The organism is Nonomuraea cypriaca, assembly GCF_015645445.1.
Taxonomy (GTDB): Bacteria; Actinomycetota; Actinomycetes; order Streptosporangiales; family Streptosporangiaceae; genus Nonomuraea; species Nonomuraea cypriaca.
In genome coordinates this window covers 1-17,120 of sequence record NZ_JADOGI010000221.1, presented here as the reverse complement: position 1 = coordinate 17,120, position 17,120 = coordinate 1, and the positions used below count along the sequence as shown (strand labels likewise).

The following is a 17,120-nucleotide window of genomic DNA, read 5'->3' as shown; positions in this document are numbered from 1 at the left end:
GTTCTGGGCGGTGGCGGGTCCGCGGGGCGGCGCCATGGCCTGGGAGCCCGTCTGGACGGCGCTCAGGTTCTGCGGGCCGGTCGGCTGCGTCCATGGGCCGGGGTACGCCTCCTGGCCGGGCTGCTGCGCACCGCCCCCGGCGGAGTCGCCGGGCCGGCTCGTTCCCGGCCGGATGCTCACGGGGCCGGAGCGTCCCGCCAGGGGCTCGATGGCCGAGTTGGGGGCCGGCTGACCGGTGAGGTGGAGGATGAGTTCGTCGGCGCTGGGCCGCTGCGCCGGGTCCTTGGACAGGCACGCGGCCACCAGGTCCGCGAGCACGCCCTCCATGCCCCCGAGCGTCGGCTCCTCGTTCAGGATCCGGTTCATCACCACGGGAATGGAGTCGGCGCCGAACGCGGGCTTGCCCGTCGCCGCGAACACCATCGTGACGCCCCACGCGAACACGTCGGCCGCCCCCGACACGGCGGCCCCGGTGAGCTGCTCGGGCGCCAGGTACGAAGGCGTGCCCATGGCCGTCCCCGTGGCCGTCGCGCCCGGCGAGTCCAAGGCGCGGGCGATGCCGAAGTCGATCACGACCGGGCCCTCTGGGCCCATGAGCACGTTGGCCGGCTTGAAGTCCCGGTGCAGGATCCCGGCGCGGTGGATGGCCGCGAGCGCGGTGGCCGTACTGATCGCGAGGCGTTCCAGAGCGGCCCCCCGCCGCGGACCCTCGTTGATGACCATCTCACGCAGCGAGGGTCCCGGGACGTACTCGCTCACGATGTACGGGCGGCTCCCGTCGAGGTCGGCGTGCAGCACCGGAGCGGTGCAGAAGCGGGCCACCCGCTGCGCCACCGCCACCTCGCGCAGGAACCTGGTCCGCGCGTCCGCGTCGGCCACCAGGGCATGGTGCAGGAGCTTGACGGCGGCCTGCTCCCCGGAATCGCTCTTGCCGAGGTAGACAACGCCCTGACCGCCCTCGCCGAGCCGGGCGACGATGTCATACGCCCCCAGCCGCCGCGGATCGTCCGCCGCCAACGGCTGGTACTGATTCACGTCGGACCCCCAACCAAACCCCAATAGATGTGGCAAGACGCTACCAGCGTGAGCCTTGAGACGTCTGCCGGACCTAACAGAACTTTCATGTATTGACCAGATATGTCAGCATCACGGCGCAGGTCCGTGTGCACGGAGACGCCCAAGGTCACGGCTTGGTCAAGCGACCGTTTCGGATCGTGGCTGGATCGCCTTGCCGGGGTTGAGTATGCCCAGGGGATCGAAGACCGCCTTGATCCCGCGCTGGACCTCCGCCGCCACCGGGCCGGACTCCAGCGCCAGCCAGCGCTGCTTGAGCAGGCCCACCCCGTGCTCCCCGGTGAGCGTGCCCCCGAGTTCCAGCGCGTGCGTGAACACCTCGTCCGCCGCCGCCCACACCTCGGGCGGCGGCTCCACCATGCCGTGCTCGAAGATGAAGACCGGGTGCAGGTTGCCGTCCCCGGCGTGCGCGACCGTGCAGATCTTCACGCCGTGCCGCGCCGCCGCCGCCTCGATCGCGCCGATCATGTCAGGCAGTACGGAACGCGGCACGCACACGTCCTCGACCAGGCACGCCCCGAGCCGCTCCTTGGCCTGGTACGCCATCCTGCGAAGCCCGATCAGCTCCTCGGTCTCCTGCGGGCTCGAGGACACGGCCACGAACGAGGCGCCGTTGTCCATGCAGAGCCGCTCCATCCGCTCGGCCACCGCCTGGCCGTCGGTGCCGTCGGACTGGCCGATGAGCATGGCGTGGGTCGACGGTTCGAGCCCGATGTTGCGCCAGTCGTCTATGGCCTCAAGGGTGGCCCGGTCGAGCAGCTCCATGAGCGAGGGCTGGCAGCCTGCGGCCATGATCGCCGACACGGCCGCCCCCGCGTCGCGGAGCGAGCCGAACTCGGCCGCGAACGTCGCCGGCGGCGCGGCGGGCGCGTGGCGCAGGCGTACCGTCGCGGCGGTGATCACGCCGAGCGTGCCCTCCGAGCCGACGAAGAGGCCGGTGAGGTCGTAACCCGTGACGCCCTTCATCGTGCGCCGGCCGGTGTCCAGGATCCGGCCGTCCGCCAGGACGACCTCGAGGCCGAGCGTCGAGTCCCTGGTCACGCCGTACTTCACGCAGCGCAGTCCGCCCGCGTTGGTCGCCAGGTTGCCGCCGATCGTGGAGATCTCGTACGACGACGGGTCCGGCGCGTACATGAGGCCGTGTTCCCTGGCGGCCCGGTCGAGGTCGGCGGTGATGACGCCGGGCTCGACGACGGCGATCTCGTCGGCGGGGGAGATCTCCCTGATCGCGGTCATCTTCGCCAGCGACAGGATGACCGAGCCGTCGCCGGCGGTGGCCGCGCCCGCGAGGCCGGAGCCGGCGCCACGCGGCACGATCGGCACCCGGTGCTCGGTGGCCCACGTCATGGTGGTCACCACGTCGTCGCGGGAGGTGGCCAGTACCACGCCGAGCGGCTTGCCGGGCTCCACGAACGTCCGGTCGCGGGCATAGGAGTCGATGACGTCCGGGTCGGTCACGACGCGGCCGTCGGGCAGGGAGTTCACCAAGGCATCAAGGGGTCTCACATCATGCACCTTATGGTTCGCACAGCATGCTCCTCGCGCCCGGACCGCCCGGACCGCCCGGGTGCGTGCTCCCTACGGGTGGATCGTCCGGGTGAACGTCAGGCCCGCTCATCCGCCACCAGGCGGACGCAGACGGCCAGGCCCTCGATGGCCTGCTCCAGCTCGTCCAGCTCCGGGTACGTCGGCGCGATCCTGATCGTGCGGTCGTCCGGGTCGTCACCGTAGGGGTGCGTGGCGCCCGCGGGCGTCAGCGCGATCCCGGCGGCCTTGGCCTTGGCCACCACCTCGGCGGCGTGCGGCACCTCCAGGCTGATGAAGTAGCCGCCCTTCGGGCTGGTCCACGTCGCCAGGTCGCCGAGCCGCTCGGTCAGCACCTTGTCCACCAGCTCGAACTTCGGCCCGACCAGATCCGCGTGCCGCCGCATGTGCGCGGCCACACCCGCGCCGTCGCGCAGGAACTCCACGTGGCGGAGCTGGTTGATCTTGTCAGGGCCGATGGACTGCTTGCCGGTGTTGTGCAGGAACCACCGGACGTTCGCCGGCGAGGCGCCGAAGAAGGACACGCCGGAGCCGGCCAGCGTCACCTTGGAGGTGGAGGCGTAGACGAACACGCGGTCGGCGTTGCCGTGCGCGGCCGCGAGGGTCAGCAGGTCGGCCAGTTCGGCCGGGGTGTCGGTGAGGTGGTGCACCGCGTAGGCGTTGTCCCAGAAAATCCGGAAATCGGGGGCGGCGGTGGGCATGGCGGCCAGCCGGCGTACGGTCTCGTCGCTGTAGGTGACGCCGGACGGGTTGCTGTACTTGGGCACGCACCACATGCCCTTGACGCTCGCGTCGGCCGCGACCAGGCGCTCGACGACGTCCATGTCGGGGCCGTCGGCGTTCATCGGGACGGGCACCATCTTGATCCCGAACCGCTCGCAGATGGTGAAATGCCGGTCATAGCCGGGGACCGGGCACAGGAACGTGATCTCCGGCTCCTCGACCCAGCGGCGCGCGGCCCCGGGCACCGGGGTGAGCAACGCGTGCACCACCGTGTCGTGCATCAGCGCCAGGCTGGCGTTGCCGCCGACGACCAACTGGCCGGCGGGCACCTGGATCAGCGGCGCGAACAGCTCCCGCAGCTCGGCCAGCCCCTGCAGGTTGCCGTAGTTGCGGCCATCCGTGCCGTCGGCCGCCCGGTACGACGACGGCAGCCGCAGCATGTCGTCGGCGAGATCAAGCTGGCGCGGCGACGGCTTGCCCCTGGTCAGGTCGAGCGAGAGCCCTCGCTGGACGAGGGCGGCGTAGTCACGCTGAGCGGTCACGAGATCTCCTCCTGGTCGGTTCGCCTAGCAGGATAGAAGACCGCGTCCGGTGAGCTCGCACGTATCCGGCATCTGGAACGCCGATCCCCGGCGGCAAAGCTGTTGTGCGCGAATGTCAAAGAACGACTTCCCCCGCACGGATAGTTGGCGTGGAATGGGTAGATCGGGGCAGGCACGAACTCCGCCGCTGGAGGGAGCAGCCGTGACCACTGTTCGTGAGCCATCGATCGAGCAGGTCAGGCGCCGCCGCACCGGGACCGTCATCGCCTCCTGGATGTCGACGACCGACCACAAGGTCATCGGGTACCTCTACCTGATCACGTCGTTCGGCTTCTTCCTCGTGGCCGGGGTCATGGCCATGATCATCCGGGCCGAGCTCGTCTCCCCTGGCATGCAGATCGTCAGCCAGCAGCAGTACAACCAGCTCTTCACCATTCACGGCACGGTGATGTTGCTGCTGTTCGCGACCCCGTTGTTCGCCGGGTTCGCCAACGTGGTCATGCCGCTGCAGATCGGCGCGCCCGACGTCGCCTTCCCCCGGCTGAACGCGGTGGCGTACTGGTTGTTCCTGTTCGGCGGGCTGATGGTGGTCGCCGGGTTCTTCGCTCCGGGCGGGGCGGCGGACTTCGGCTGGTTCGCGTACACGCCGCTGTCGTCGTCGATCTACTCGCCGCAGGTCGGCGGGGACCTGTGGATCATGGGGCTGGCCCTGTCCGGCCTCGGCACGATCCTGGGCGGGGTCAACTTCATCACCACGATCGTCGGCATGCGGGCGCCCGGCATGACCATGTTCCGGATGCCGATCTTCAGCTGGAACATCCTGCTGACCAGCGTGATGGTGCTGATGGCGTTCCCGGTGCTGGCCGCGGCGCTGCTGGTGCTCGAATCGGACCGCAAGCTGGGCACGCAGGTCTTCCTCAGCGGCAACGGCGGGCCGCTGCTGTGGCAGCACCTGTTCTGGTTCTTCGGCCACCCCGAGGTCTACATCATCGCGCTGCCGTTCTTCGGGATCGTCACCGAGGTGATCCCGGTCTTCAGCCGCAAGCCGATCTTCGGTTACATGGGGCTGGTCGGCGCCACGATCGCCATCGCGGGGCTGTCGATGACCGTGTGGGCGCACCACATGTTCGCGACCGGCCAGGTGCTGATGCCGTTCTTCTCGTTCATGACGTTCCTCATCGCGGTGCCGACCGGCGTGAAGTTCTTCAACTGGATCGGCACGATGTGGCGCGGGCACCTGACGTTCCAGCCGCCGATGCTGTTCGCCGTGGGGTTCCTCGTGACGTTCCTGATCGGCGGGCTCACCGGGGTCATCCTCGCCTCGCCGCCGCTGGACTTCCACATCAGCGACACCTACTTCGTCGTGGCCCACTTCCATTACGTGGTCTTCGGCACGGTGGTGTTCGCGATGTTCGCCGGGTTCTACTTCTGGTGGCCGAAGATGACCGGCAGGATGCTCGACGACCGGCTCGGCAAGGTGCACTTCTGGACGCTGTTCGTCGGCTTCCAGACCACGTTCCTGGTCCAGCACTGGCTCGGCCAGCTCGGCATGCCCAGGCGCTACGCCGACTACAGCGTGTCGGACGGCTTCACCTTCCTCAATGAGGTCTCCTCCGTCGGGGCGTTCCTGCTCGGCGCCTCGACCTTGCCGTTCCTCTACAACGTGTTCAAGACGGCCAGGCGGGCGCCCAAGGTCACGCTGGACGACCCGTGGGGCTACTGCAACTCGCTGGAGTGGGCGACGTCCTGCCCCCCGCCCCGGCACAACTTCACCAGCATGCCCGCCATCCGCTCCGAGCGGCCCGCGTTCGACCTGCACTACCCCCGCGAGACGGCGGAGCGGCCATCCGTGACCGAGCCGGACGAAACCCCAGAGCCGGACGAAACCCCCGGGCGGGACGAGACGCATGAGCTCCCGCCCCCTCAGCACCCCGACTGACCATGCTCCTTCGCCTATCTAGGGAGATCGGCGATGACCGGCACGAAAATCCCCTTCGACCCCGAGCCGGCCCCCTGCGGGAAGAACTCCGGTGGTGAACACCTCGTCGACGACGACGGCTACGGCCTGGTGATCCGCGACCAGTTCTACGACTGCGGCTGCCGCCGGATCCGGCACGAGTACCACGACGGAAGCATTCACCTGTCCGCCGTCCGCCACGACGGCAAGCGGGTGAAGGACCCGATCCAACCCGACCACGGGAGCTGAACGCACATGATCGACGTGCTCATCGTCGGAGGAGGCGGAGCGGGCCTGCGGGCGGCCATCGCGGTCGCCGAGACGGACCCGTCCATGAAGGTGGCGGTCGTGTCGAAGGTCTACCCGATGCGCAGCCACACCGTCTCGGCCGAGGGCGGTGCCGCCGGGGTGATCGGCGTCGGCGACACACTCGACGAGCACTGCTACGACACGATCTCCGGCGGTGACTGGCTCTGCGACCAGGACGCGGTCGAGGCGTTCGTGGCCGAGGCGCCCGAGGAGCTGATCCGGCTCGAGCACTGGGGCTGCCCGTGGAGCCGCGAGCCTGACGGCCGCGTCGCGGTCCGCCCGTTCGGCGGCATGAAGAAGGTGCGCACGTGGTACGCCGCCGACAAGACCGGCTTCCACCTCCTGCACACCCTCTTCCAAACAACCCTGAAATATCAGGACATCATCAGGTACGACGAGTGGTACGTCACCCAGCTCATCGTCGACGACGGCCGCGTCCACGGCGTCGTGGCCGTCGAGATCAGGACCGGCCGCATCGAGACCATCGCCGCCCGCACGGTCATCCTGGCCACGGGAGGCTGCGGCCGCGTCTTCCCCTTCACCACGAACGCCGCCATCAAGACCGGCGACGGCATGGCCCTGGCCTACCGGGCCGGCGCGCCGCTCAAGGACATGGAGTTCGTCCAGTATCACCCGACCGGCCTGCCGTTCACCGGCATCCTCATCACCGAGGCGGCCAGGGCGGAGGGCGGCTGGTTGATCAACAAGGACGGCCGTCGCTACCTGCAGGACTACGACCTCGGCACCCCCACGCCCACGCCACAACTGCGCAGCATGGAGCTGGGCCCGCGCGACCGCCTCTCCCAGGCGTTCGTCCACGAGCAGCACAAGGGCCGCACCGTGGACACGCCGTACGGGCCGGTCGTCTACCTGGACCTGCGCCACCTGGGCGAGGACAAGATCGACTTTCGCATCCCGTTCGTCCGCGAGCTGTGCAGGAGCTACCAGAACCTCGATCCGGTCACCGACCTCATCCCGGTGCGACCTGTCGTGCACTACATGATGGGCGGCGTCCACACCGACATCGACGGCGCCACCCCCGTCGCCGGGCTGTACGCGGCCGGCGAGACCGCCTGCGTGAGCATCAACGGCGCCAACCGGCTCGGCTCCAACTCGCTGCCCGAGATCCTCGTCTTCGGCCGCCGGGCGGGCGTCGCCGCCGCCGGGTTCGCCCGTGAGCACCGGGAGGCCGAGCCGGCCGTCGTACGCGCGCAGGGGCAGGACGAGCGGCGACGCCTGGAACGGGCGCGCGAGGGCAGGAGGACCGGCGAGCGCGTCGCCGACCTGCGCGAGGAGATGCAGCACACGCTCGAAGGCGCGGCCGGCATCTACCGCACGGGCGACGTGCTGGCCAAGGCCGTCGACTCGCTGGCCGACCTGCGCGAGCGCGCCGAGGAGACGCGGGTCGACGACACCAGCACCGCGTTCAACACCGAGCTGATCAACCTGCAGGAGTTGCACACCATGCTGGAGGTCGCGCAGACGATCGTGGCCTGCGCGCTGAACAGGCAGGAGTCGCGCGGCGCGCACCAGCGCACCGACTTCCCCGCCAGGGACGACGACGCGTACCTGGCGCACTCGCTGGTGCACCGCGCGCCGGACGGCACGCCCTCGGTGGGCCTGCTGCCCGTGACGATCACCCGCTGGCCTCCGGGAGAAAGGGTGTATGGCCGTGACTGAGACGGATACCCGGACGATTCTGCTGGAAGTCGCCCGTTACCGGCCGGGCGAGGACGACAAGCCCGTGTTCCAGGAGTACGACGTGCCGCTCATGCCCGACTGGGCGGTGCTCGACGGGCTCAACTACATCAAGGACCAGCTCGACGGCAGTCTGTCCTTCCGCTGGTCGTGCCGGATGGGCGTGTGCGGTTCGTGCGGCATGAACGTCAACGGCGAGCCCAGGCTGACCTGCGGAACCTTCCTCACCGAGTACGGCGAGGGGCCGGTGCGCATCGAGCCGCTGAAGGGGTTCCCCGTCATCAGGGACCTGGTCGTGGACATCGACGACTTCCTGGCCAAGCTGTCGTCCGTGCGGCCCTGGCTGGTCAGGGAGGGCGAGGAGCTGCCGCTGACCACGGAGTACGCCCAGACGCCGGCGCAGCTGGAGGCGTACAAGCAGTACAGCATGTGCATCAACTGCCTGCTGTGCTACTCGGCCTGTCCCGTCTACGTGCTGGACCCCGACTTCCTCGGCCCGGCCGCCATCGCCCTCGCCCAGCGCTACAACCTGGACTCCCGCGACATGGGCGACCGGTTCGACGTGCTCAACCTGGACGACTCGGTGTGGGGCTGCGTGTTCGTCGGCGACTGCACGCGGGTCTGCCCCAAGCACGTGGACCCGGCCGAGGCCATCCAGCGCTACAAGGTGACCGCGGCCCTGCGCTCGGTGCTGCCCTGGAGCAGACGATGAGCGACGAGATCACGCCGAGCGCCGCGGTGCGCACCACCTCCGACGCCTACCGGCCGCCGCGCGACCACCTGTGGTTCGCCCGCAGCCGTCACTACATCGTCTTCGTGCTGCGCGAGCTGACCAGCGTCTTCGTGGCCTGGTCGATCGTCTTCCTGCTGATGCTCGTCGGCGCGGTGCTCGGCGGCGGCCTCCAGGAGTTCGCCGCGCTGGCCGCCCGGCCGTGGATGATCGCGATCAACGTCCTGACGCTGGCCGCGACCGTCTTCCACGCCGTCACGTTCCTGAACCTCGCCCCCAAGGCCACCGTCGTCCGCCTGGACGACTGGCGGGTGCCCGCCTGGATGATCCAGGGCGGCAACCACACCGCCTGGCTGCTGATCTCCGCGTTGATCGCCTACTTCGTCCTGAGGTCGCCATGAAACGCACGCCGGAGCCGTACCTGTGGCTGTTGTTCAGCGGTGGGGGAGTGGTGGCCGCTCTCGTGCTGCCGGTGCTCGTGCTGCTCTTCGGGGTGCTCATGCCGTTCGGCGTGCTCGACTGGCCCACCGCCGAGCACCTGCGCGCGCTGGCCGGCAACATCGTCGTACGGATCGCGCTGGTCGTGGTCGTGGTGCTGTGTCTCTTTCACGCCGCGCACCGGATCAGGTCCACGAGTGAGGAGCTGCTCGGCATCGCCAGATTCGACTTGTTGATAGCGGTGCTGTGTTACGGGGCGGCCATCGCGGGCGGGGTCGTCGCTGTGAGGTTGATGGTGGGATTGTCGTAGTTTGATCACGTTTCAACAACGTACTTTACGTTAGCTTGACCGACCCTCTACCGTCCGGCATTGCACACCCTATGGCCATGCGCCCGGCGATCCCGGGCAGAGAGGGTTCCTGGTGCCCAGCACAAAGCGCCTGTTAGCAACATTCCCGGCGGTCGCCTTGCTCGCGGCCGCCTTGACCGCGCCCAGCGCTCAAGCGACGTCCATCGCCTCGTACGAGCCCGCGGCCTCGGACTTCTACATCAACTACGCCCCGCCGCGCGTCGAGAAGGACCCGAAGGAGCCGACGCTCACGGATCCCAAGGCGCGTTCGCTGACTCCCGCCGAGAAGTTCGACAGGAAGTTCAGCAGCGGCAATCCGGCGGCCGGTCGCATTCTCGCCGCCCGCGAGAACGAGGCCATCAGAACGGGTCGCAACCCTGCTGAATGGATTTACAAGAACTCCAAGCAGACCCGCACGGCCAAGCTCCTGACAGTACTCGTCGAGTTCAACGAGCAGGCCAACGACGACTTCTCCGGCTTCAACCGCCTGCGCACGGTCGGCAGCGCGCCGAACGACTGCGTGGTCGAGCCGCCGGGCACGCTCAAGAACGGCCCTCTGCACAACAACATCCCTGACCCGGCCACGCTGCCGCACAAGGACAACAACTCCTTCTGGGTCAAGGACTTCAGCACCGAGCACTTCAACAAGATGCTCTACACCGACAAGGGCATCACCGAGCGGATCCGCCCCGACCTGAAGGACCCGCGCGACGGCAAGCGCGGCATCGACATCTCCGGCTCCACGATGAAGAAGATGTACGAGGAGATGTCGAAGGGCGCCTACTCGGTGACCGGCTCGGCGGTGGGCTGGATCAAGGCCCCGCACTCCGAGGCCTGGTACGGCGCCGCGGCCTGCGGCGGAGCGCCCCAGGACATGTCCGGCCACCCCAGCAACGAGCTCGGCGCCGGGCAGCTCGCCATCGACACGGTGAACGCCCTCGCCGAGGCCCAGCCCGACTTCCCGTGGGCGGACTACGACGTCGAGGACGTCTCCGACGCCGACGGTGACGGCAACCACCAGGAGCCCGACGGTGTCGTCGACCACCTGGTGCTGGTGCACGCGGGCAAGGACAAGTCCTCCGACGGCGGCGCCGAGGGCACGTACGCCATCTGGGCGCACTCCAGCGCGGTCGCCGGCGGCTACCGGATCCCCGGCAGCGACAAGAAGATCTCCAACTACATCGTGCAGCCCGAGGACTCCGGCGTCGGCGTCTTCGCCCACGAGTACGGCCACGACCTCGGCCTGCCCGACCTGTACGACACCTCGGGCGCGGCCAGCTCGGCCGTCGACTTCTGGGACCTGATGTCCAGCGGCTCGCACTCGGGCCCGATCTTCCAGTCGATGCCGACCCACATGGGCCTGTGGGACAAGTGGGTGCTGGGCTGGGCGAACCCGAAGACGTTCGACCCCGGTGACGCGGCCAAGCTCGTCACCGTCGGCCAGTCGTCGCGCACGCCCAAGCTCACCCAGGACGGCGTCCGGGTGAACCTGGCCTCCGAGCCACTGGCGATGATCGAGCCGCACAGCGGCACGAACGCCTGGTGGACCAACCTGGACCAGGAGTGGGGCAACGTCACCCTCACCCGCGACCTGCCCGTTCCGGCCGGGACCGACGTCCGGTTCTGGATGTGGAACAACTACGAGATCGAGCAGGACTGGGACTTCGGCTTCGTCGAGGTCTCGACCGACGGCGGCGAGACCTGGACCCAGCAGAAGGTCTTCGACGAGGCCGGCAACGAGGTCACCACGCCTGACGACTACCCGGACCCGAACAAGAACCTCAGCACGTTCGGCAACAAGAAGTACGGCCTCACCGGCAACACCGACGGCTGGCGGCACGACTACGCGAACCTGACGCCGTACGCCGGGCAGACGGTCAAGCTGCGGCTGACGTACAACACCGACGCGGCCTTCACGCCGCGCGGCTGGCACGCCGACGACTTCGAGCTCACCAACGGCGGCACGGCCGTGTGGAGCGACGACGTCGAGGGCGGCGACAACGGGTGGCTGGCCGTCGGCGGCACCTTCACCAACACGAGTGGCACCGGCTGGAGCCGTAACAACGGCGAGCGCCAGATCGACCGCTTCTACCTGGCGGAGTGGCGCAACTTCGACGGCTTCGACAAGGGCCTGCAGTACACCTACGACACCGACTACCAGCTTGACGGTGCGTGGAAGGTGCAGAAGGTGAAGTACAACGCGCCCGGCCTGCTGGTCTGGCTCCGCGACTCGACGTACACCACCAACAACATCGCCTCCACCCGCAACCTCGCGCCGAGCATCGGGCCCAAGGGCAGCCTCCTGGTCGTGGACTCGCACTACGACCCGCTGCGCCGCACCGGGGTCGCCGCGGAGAAGGACCCACAGCTCAACAAGAACCTCCAGGGCCGCGTGCAGACGTCGAACGCCGCGTTCGGCTTCGGCAAGACGTACCCGTTCAAGGAGTGCATCGAGGGGGCGGGCGAGCCGGGCAGCGAGTACTGCACCGATTTCAAGGCGCAGAACGGCGTCAAGGACTTCACCGACGCCAAGACCTGGCACCCGGGCATCGAGGAGATCGACGGCGGCCTCCACTACCGAGACTTCGACGCCTCGGTGGTCGTGCCGGCGAAGGACGACCAGACGTACACGACCCGCGTGGTGCACCAGGACGGCACTCCCGCGCCCGAGCTGTACGGCCTCGTGGCCGGCGGCTCCGTGCTCGGCACCGGCAACCCCGGTGACGAGGGCAAGGCGCTGGGCGTTCAGTTCAAGCTGGTGAGCCCGCTTCCGGGCAACCTCGGCGCCGTCGTCTACGTGGTCCCGCCGAAGAAGTAATCCATCGGGCCGCCGGGTTGTATTACGGCGGCCCACCGGTCAGCACGAAAGGTTGGTCGCGTTCAGCGACTGACCTCAGGGCGCGGGGTGTGCCCCTAAGGTTGGTCGCGTTCAGCGATCGACCTCAGGTAGCACGCAGTGCACCTAAGGTTGGTCGCGTTCAGCGACTGACCTCAGGGCGCGGGGTGTGCCCCTACGATTGATGACCATGAGCGAACTGCGCACCAAGACCGAGCACACCGAGGCGATCCGGAGGGATCGCCGGGTGGCGGTGGTGGTGAACACTCGCTCGCGTCGTGGCCGCCGCCACTACTTCGAGGTGATCGAGCAGATCCACAACCTGGGGTACGAGCCGCTGGCCGAGCTGTCGGTCTACAACCCCAAGAGGTTGCGCGACCTGCTCGACACGGCCCTGGCCACCGGGCCCGACCTGCTCATCGTGGGCGGCGGCGACGGCACGCTCTCCTCGGCGGTGCGCCACGTCGCCCACCGTGACGTGGCACTCGGCGTGCTGCCGCTCGGCACCACCAACAACTTCGCCCGCAGCCTCGGCCTGCCGCTCGACCTGGCCGGGGCGATCAGGGTGTTCGCCACCGGCAAGGTGGCCGACATCGATCTGGGCATGGCCGACGACCGCCCGTTCGCCAACCTGGCCAGCTTCGGGGTGTCCGTCGAGGTGGCGGGCAAGGTCAAGCCGTGGCTCAAGCGGATCGTGGGCCGTCCGGCCTACCCGCTGACGGCGCTGACGATCCTGCCGGGGCACCGGCCGTTCCGTGCCTACATCACGGTCGAGGGGCAGCGCCACGAGCTGCTCACCCACCAGCTCAACATCGCCAACGGCCGCTTCCACGGCGGCTGGCAGGTGGCCAGGGACATCAGCATCGACAACGGCATGCTGGTGGCCTACCAGCTCGGCTCCGGCAAGAAGCTGCGCCTCCTCGGCGAGACCCTGATCAGGGCCACCACGGGCCGCTGGCGCAGCCTCGCGGGCGGGCCGTTCGTGGTGGGGCGGGAGATGCTGCTGGAGACCGACCCGCCGATGGCGGCCGACGTGGACGGCGAGGTGCGGCTGCGCACCCCGATCAGGCTCCGCGTGGTCCCCAACGGCGTGCGCGTCATGGTCCCCGACTCCTTCGAGGACCGCTGAGGCCCACGCCGCCTCACGTGTCCACAAGACTCCGCCGGCCCGCGGTCAGATGTCTGCGAGGGGGAGGTCACCTGTCCGCGAGACCTCGCAGCCCGCAGTCATGTGTCCGCGCGGCTCCGGCCGCTCGCGGTCGGGTGTCGGTGAGGCGCTGGGAAGCGGGAATCAGGTGTCCGTGAGGCTGCGGTAGGCCGGGGTCAGGGGGCGCGTCAGGTCGCCGGGCGGCGGGAAGACGCGCAGGAGCAGGTCGGGGGCGGCGGTCGCGGGGCGGCGCTCCGGCCGGTGGGCCGTGGCGCCGGGGGCGTAGAAGTCGGCCAGCCGGTCGGCGAACGGCACGTCCTCCACCCACAGCGGATCATCCGCCGGCTCGTCGGCCAGCGAGCCGAGCAACTGCTCGCGGGTGCGCCCGCGCCAGGCCAGCACCAGGAACGGGTCGTCGTCGAACGACTCGGCCAGCAGGTAGAGCACGGCCGACAGGTGCTTGCAGGGAAAACCCCAGTCCGGGCACGAGCAGTCCATGTCCAGGTCGCGCGGGAACAGGTCGATCCCGAGCGCCGCGAACAACTCCTCGATCTCCGTCGGCATCTCGCCGGCCAGCAGCTTGGCCCGGTGGACGGCCTGCGCCGCGACGGCCTCCTCGATGACGGCCCAGCGACTCTCGTCGTACGCCTCGATCCTGATCACGATCTTGTACGGGGTGCGGCGCGAGCCCTGCACGGCGGCCCTGACCTCACCCGGGGACAGGTCGATGGACAGGACCTGGCCCTGGCGGGCGTAGGCGCGGCCGCGCGAGAGGCGGCCCTTGTCGCAGATGCGCTCCAGGATGTCGATGAACCGCCTGGACCACCAGGCCGAGCCGATGGAGCCGCGCCGGGTGCGGGCCTTGATGCCGCCCTCGACCTTGATCGGCTTGCCGCCGTCGTACCACGGCATGTCAGCTCACCCCTTCGGCCGTGAGCTCGAACACCTCGCGCAGTTCGGTGGTCGACAGATCTGTGAGCCAGTCCTCGCCGGTGCCGACGACGCGCTCGGCCAGCGCCTTCTTGCGCTCGATCATCTCGTCCACCCGCTCTTCGAGGGTGCCCGCGCAGATCAGCTTGCGCACCTGGACGTTCTTGCGCTGGCCGATGCGGAACGCGCGGTCGGTGGCCTGGTCCTCGACGGCCGGGTTCCACCAGCGGTCCACGTGGATGACGTGGCTGGCGGCCGTCAGGTTGAGCCCGACCCCCGCCGCCTTCAGCGACAGGACGAACAACATCGGCTCCCCGTCGTTCTGGAACCGGTCGACCAGACGGTCGCGGGTCTTCTTCGGCAGGCCGCCGTGCAGCCACAGGACCGGCCTGCCGAGGTGTTGGGAGAGGTACGGCTGGAGCATGGTCCCGAATTCCGCATATTGCGTGAAAAGTAGCGCTTTTTCGCCTTCTGCCAGGATTTCTTCGGACAGTTGCTCCAGGCGGGCGAGCTTGCCCGACCTGCCGGACAGCCGGGAGCCGTCCTTGAGCAGGTGGGCCGGATGGTTGCAGACCTGCTTGAGCTTGGCCATCGTCGCCAGCACCAGGCCGCGCCGCTCGATGCCCTCACTGTCGTCGATCTTGGCCAGCATGTCGTCCACGACCGCCTGGTAGAGCGAGGCCTGCTCGGGGGTGAGCGGGCACCACTCCTTGACCTCCAGCTTCTCCGGCAGATCCGAGATGATCGACTTGTCGGTCTTGACGCGGCGGAGGATGAACGGGCCCGTCGCCCGCTTGAGCGCCTGGGCCGCCTGCTCGTCCTGGCGGGCCTCGATGGGCTCCTGGAACCTGGTCCTGAACCGCGAGCGCGGCCCGAGCAGCCCCGGGTTGGCGAACTCCATGATCGACCAGAGCTCGGCCAGGTGGTTCTCGACCGGCGTGCCGGTCAGCGCCAGCCTGCTGCCGGTCGGGATCGAGCGTACGGCCCTGGCCTGCAACGTCCCGCTGTTCTTGATCGCCTGGGCCTCGTCGCACACCACCCTGCGCCACTCGTGCCGCTTGAGCGTCTCCAGGTCGCGCTGTGCGGTGCCGTACGTCGTGATCACCAGGTCGGCCCCGGTGACGCGCGCGGCGTCGCGGCCGCTGCCGTGGTGGACGTAGACGCGCAGGTCCGGCGCGAACCTGGCCGCCTCCCGCTGCCAGTTGCCCACCAGCGACATCGGGCAGACCAGCAGCGTCGGGGTGTCGGCCCGCTCGTGGACGAGCAGCGCCAGCGTGGTGATCGTCTTGCCCAGCCCCATGTCGTCGGCCAGCACGCCGCCCAGGCCCAGCTCCGACAGGAAGCTCAGCCACGCCAGGCCGCGTTCCTGGTACGGCCTGAGCGTGGCGTCCAGGCCCGCCGGGGTGGCCAGCGGGGTCAGGCGCCGTTCCGCCCGGCCGGACAGCAGGTCGCCGAGCACGCCGTCCGCGTCGATCTCCAGCAGCGGCAGCTCACCGTCGTCCCGCACGATCTCGCGGAGGAGGTCGCCGGCCGCCGCCTCGCCCGTACGGCCGCTCTCCACGGCTCTGAGCGCGGCCTTGAGCTGCCGGTCGTCCAGCTCCACCCACTGGCCGCGGACCCGGACCAGCGGCACCTTGAGCCTGGCCAGCTCGGCCAGCTCCGCCTCGCTGATCGTCTCGTCGCCTACCGCCAGATCGACGCGGAAGTCGACCAGCTCCCGCATCCCGAACCCCTGGCCGGCGGCCGCCGTCTGCGTCTTGGTCCTGGTGGTCAGCTTGAGTCCCAGCCGCGTGCGGCCGGCCCAGCGCGGGAGCTGCACCCCGAACCCGGCCGCCTGCAGCAACGGCGCCGCCTGCCGCAGGAACCCGAACGCCCCCGCCGTGTCCAGCGCCAGCTCACTCGGCTGGGGCACGCGCAGGGCGTGGTCGAGCTCGGGATAGAGCCGGACCGCCCGGCCCAGCCCGGCCAGCAGCTCTCGCTCCGGCCGCCCCGGCAGTCCCGTCACCTGCTCGCCGCTCCACACGTCGGCGGCCGGCACGTAGAGGCTGGGGTCGTCGGCGGCCTGCAGCGCCAGCTCCACCCGCCAGTCGTCGTCGCCGGCGGGCTCCTGGAGGCGGAAACACACGCGGGTCGCGCCCTCGGCCGCCGCCACGGCGTCGTGCCACTTCTCCAGCTCCGCGCGTAGCTCGGGGACGTCGGGGCAGCTCTGGTCCGGGCCGGTCAGCGCCGCCAGCCAGCGCTCCTGGAGAGTCCCGGGCCGGGCGACGAGAGGCTCGCTGACGGCCTGCCTGACGAGCGCGTCGGTGAACGCGTCGAGCGCCTCCCGCAGCACGTCCGCCGACGGGCGCTCGGCCGCCGACGTGCGGCAGGCCGGCGGCATGGCAAGCGCCAGCTCACGGAAGTATCCGGCGTCGGCACCGGTCAGGACGGCCCGCCACACGGCCCGCGCGCCGGCCTGGGGAAGCGCCCACGCCGCCATCGAGTCCCCGCCCGGGGAATGGTGTGTGGCGCCGCCCGCAGGTGGATTGTCCGGGGCTGTGGCGTGGCCGGGAGTCGTGGTCGAGGCAGTGGCGGGTGGGGCGGGGACGAGTTGCGGGATGACACGGCCGCGGCGTACGAGGTCGCGGGCGAAGGCGGCGACGGCGGCCCAGTGGCGGACGGTCGCGGTGCCGGTCTGCTCGGACACCACCCGCAGCGCCGTCGCGACCGGCGGCACGACGACGGGGACCTGCCAGAGGCGCAACCGCGGTCGGGACACCTCCGGCAGTCGCCCGGTCTCCGGCGAGGGCAGCGGCTCCTTGACCGAGCCGGGCAGGAGCAGCTCCAGCGTCCTCGGCGGCGG

At 69.7% G+C, this 17,120-nt stretch carries 13 protein-coding genes; 8 read left to right on the top strand and 5 right to left on the bottom strand.

Features of this window, described 5'->3' with window-relative positions; translation table 11 throughout:
* The 3 genes from ITP53_RS44415 to ITP53_RS44405 form a co-directional block, all read right to left on the bottom strand.
* Positions 1-1,035, bottom strand: a 1,035-nt coding sequence (locus ITP53_RS44415; RefSeq protein WP_195901497.1) for a serine/threonine-protein kinase, incomplete at its 3' end; no start/stop codon positions are given.
* 159 nt (positions 1,036-1,194) lie between these two features.
* The gene (locus ITP53_RS44410; protein ID WP_328817773.1) at positions 1,195-2,580 is read right to left on the bottom strand and encodes an FAD-binding oxidoreductase; all 1,386 of its coding nucleotides are present in this window, start codon (positions 2,578-2,580) and stop codon (positions 1,195-1,197) included.
* A gap of 98 nt (positions 2,581-2,678) precedes the next feature.
* Entirely contained in the window at positions 2,679-3,884 is a 1,206-nt protein-coding gene (locus tag ITP53_RS44405; protein WP_195901496.1) for an aminotransferase class I/II-fold pyridoxal phosphate-dependent enzyme, read from the bottom strand.
* Between the two features lie 154 nt (positions 3,885-4,038).
* Here ITP53_RS44405 and ctaD point away from each other — a divergent pair, with 154 nt between their 5' ends.
* From ctaD to ITP53_RS44365, 8 genes are all read left to right on the top strand, one after another.
* Positions 4,039-5,823 (top strand): aa3-type cytochrome oxidase subunit I, encoded by a 1,785-nt coding sequence (gene ctaD / locus ITP53_RS44400; protein ID WP_195901495.1) that lies wholly within the window; start codon positions 4,039-4,041, stop codon positions 5,821-5,823.
* A 33-nt stretch (positions 5,824-5,856) separates the two neighbouring features.
* Positions 5,857-6,090: a hypothetical protein gene (locus ITP53_RS44395; protein ID WP_195901494.1), complete on the top strand. Its 234-nt coding sequence runs from the start codon at positions 5,857-5,859 to the stop codon at positions 6,088-6,090.
* Positions 6,091-6,096: 6 nt separating this feature from the next.
* Positions 6,097-7,830 (top strand): fumarate reductase (quinol) flavoprotein subunit, encoded by a 1,734-nt coding sequence (frdA, locus tag ITP53_RS44390; protein WP_195901493.1) that lies wholly within the window; start codon positions 6,097-6,099, stop codon positions 7,828-7,830.
* Positions 7,823-8,560 carry a succinate dehydrogenase iron-sulfur subunit gene (sdhB, locus tag ITP53_RS44385; RefSeq protein ID WP_328817767.1) on the top strand — a complete coding sequence of 246 codons (738 nt, stop codon included), beginning with the start codon at positions 7,823-7,825 and terminating at the stop codon, positions 8,558-8,560. The genes frdA and sdhB overlap by 8 nt, the downstream gene beginning before the upstream one ends.
* Positions 8,557-8,979 (top strand): fumarate reductase subunit C, encoded by a 423-nt coding sequence (locus tag ITP53_RS44380; protein ID WP_195901491.1) that lies wholly within the window; start codon positions 8,557-8,559, stop codon positions 8,977-8,979. Before sdhB ends, ITP53_RS44380 begins: the two co-directional genes overlap by 4 nt.
* Positions 8,976-9,326 carry a fumarate reductase subunit FrdD gene (gene frdD / locus ITP53_RS44375; protein WP_195901490.1) on the top strand — a complete coding sequence of 117 codons (351 nt, stop codon included), beginning with the start codon at positions 8,976-8,978 and terminating at the stop codon, positions 9,324-9,326. The genes ITP53_RS44380 and frdD overlap by 4 nt, the downstream gene beginning before the upstream one ends.
* 112 nt (positions 9,327-9,438) lie before the next feature.
* Entirely contained in the window at positions 9,439-12,183 is a 2,745-nt protein-coding gene (locus ITP53_RS44370; RefSeq protein WP_328817764.1) for an immune inhibitor A domain-containing protein, read from the top strand.
* A 208-nt stretch (positions 12,184-12,391) separates the two neighbouring features.
* On the top strand, positions 12,392-13,330 hold the full coding sequence (locus tag ITP53_RS44365) for a diacylglycerol/lipid kinase family protein (protein ID WP_195901489.1): 939 nt from the start codon (positions 12,392-12,394) through the stop codon (positions 13,328-13,330).
* A gap of 162 nt (positions 13,331-13,492) precedes the next feature.
* Here ITP53_RS44365 and ITP53_RS44360 read toward each other — a convergent pair whose 3' ends face one another.
* Both ITP53_RS44360 and ITP53_RS44355 read right to left on the bottom strand, forming a co-directional pair.
* The gene (locus ITP53_RS44360) at positions 13,493-14,260 is read right to left on the bottom strand and encodes an SWIM zinc finger family protein (RefSeq protein WP_195901488.1); all 768 of its coding nucleotides are present in this window, start codon (positions 14,258-14,260) and stop codon (positions 13,493-13,495) included.
* A gap of 1 nt (position 14,261) precedes the next feature.
* Positions 14,262-17,120: SNF2-related protein (locus ITP53_RS44355; protein WP_195901487.1), on the bottom strand; the 2,859-nt coding region annotated here is incomplete at its 5' end.

Excerpts from the sequence above, each read along its gene's own strand:
- ctaD (WP_195901495.1), top strand. The coding sequence starts at position 4,039 with ATGGGTAGATCGGGGCAGGCACGAACTCCGCCGCTGGAGGGAGCAGCC.
- ITP53_RS44395 (WP_195901494.1), top strand. The coding sequence starts at position 5,857 with ATGACCGGCACGAAAATCCCCTTCGACCCCGAGCCGGCCCCCTGCGGG.
- frdA (WP_195901493.1), top strand. The coding sequence starts at position 6,097 with ATGATCGACGTGCTCATCGTCGGAGGAGGCGGAGCGGGCCTGCGGGCG.
- ITP53_RS44380 (WP_195901491.1), top strand. The coding sequence starts at position 8,557 with ATGAGCGACGAGATCACGCCGAGCGCCGCGGTGCGCACCACCTCCGAC.
- frdD (WP_195901490.1), top strand. The coding sequence starts at position 8,976 with ATGAAACGCACGCCGGAGCCGTACCTGTGGCTGTTGTTCAGCGGTGGG.
- ITP53_RS44365 (WP_195901489.1), top strand. The coding sequence starts at position 12,392 with ATGAGCGAACTGCGCACCAAGACCGAGCACACCGAGGCGATCCGGAGG.
- ITP53_RS44360 (WP_195901488.1), bottom strand. The coding sequence starts at position 14,260 with ATGCCGTGGTACGACGGCGGCAAGCCGATCAAGGTCGAGGGCGGCATC.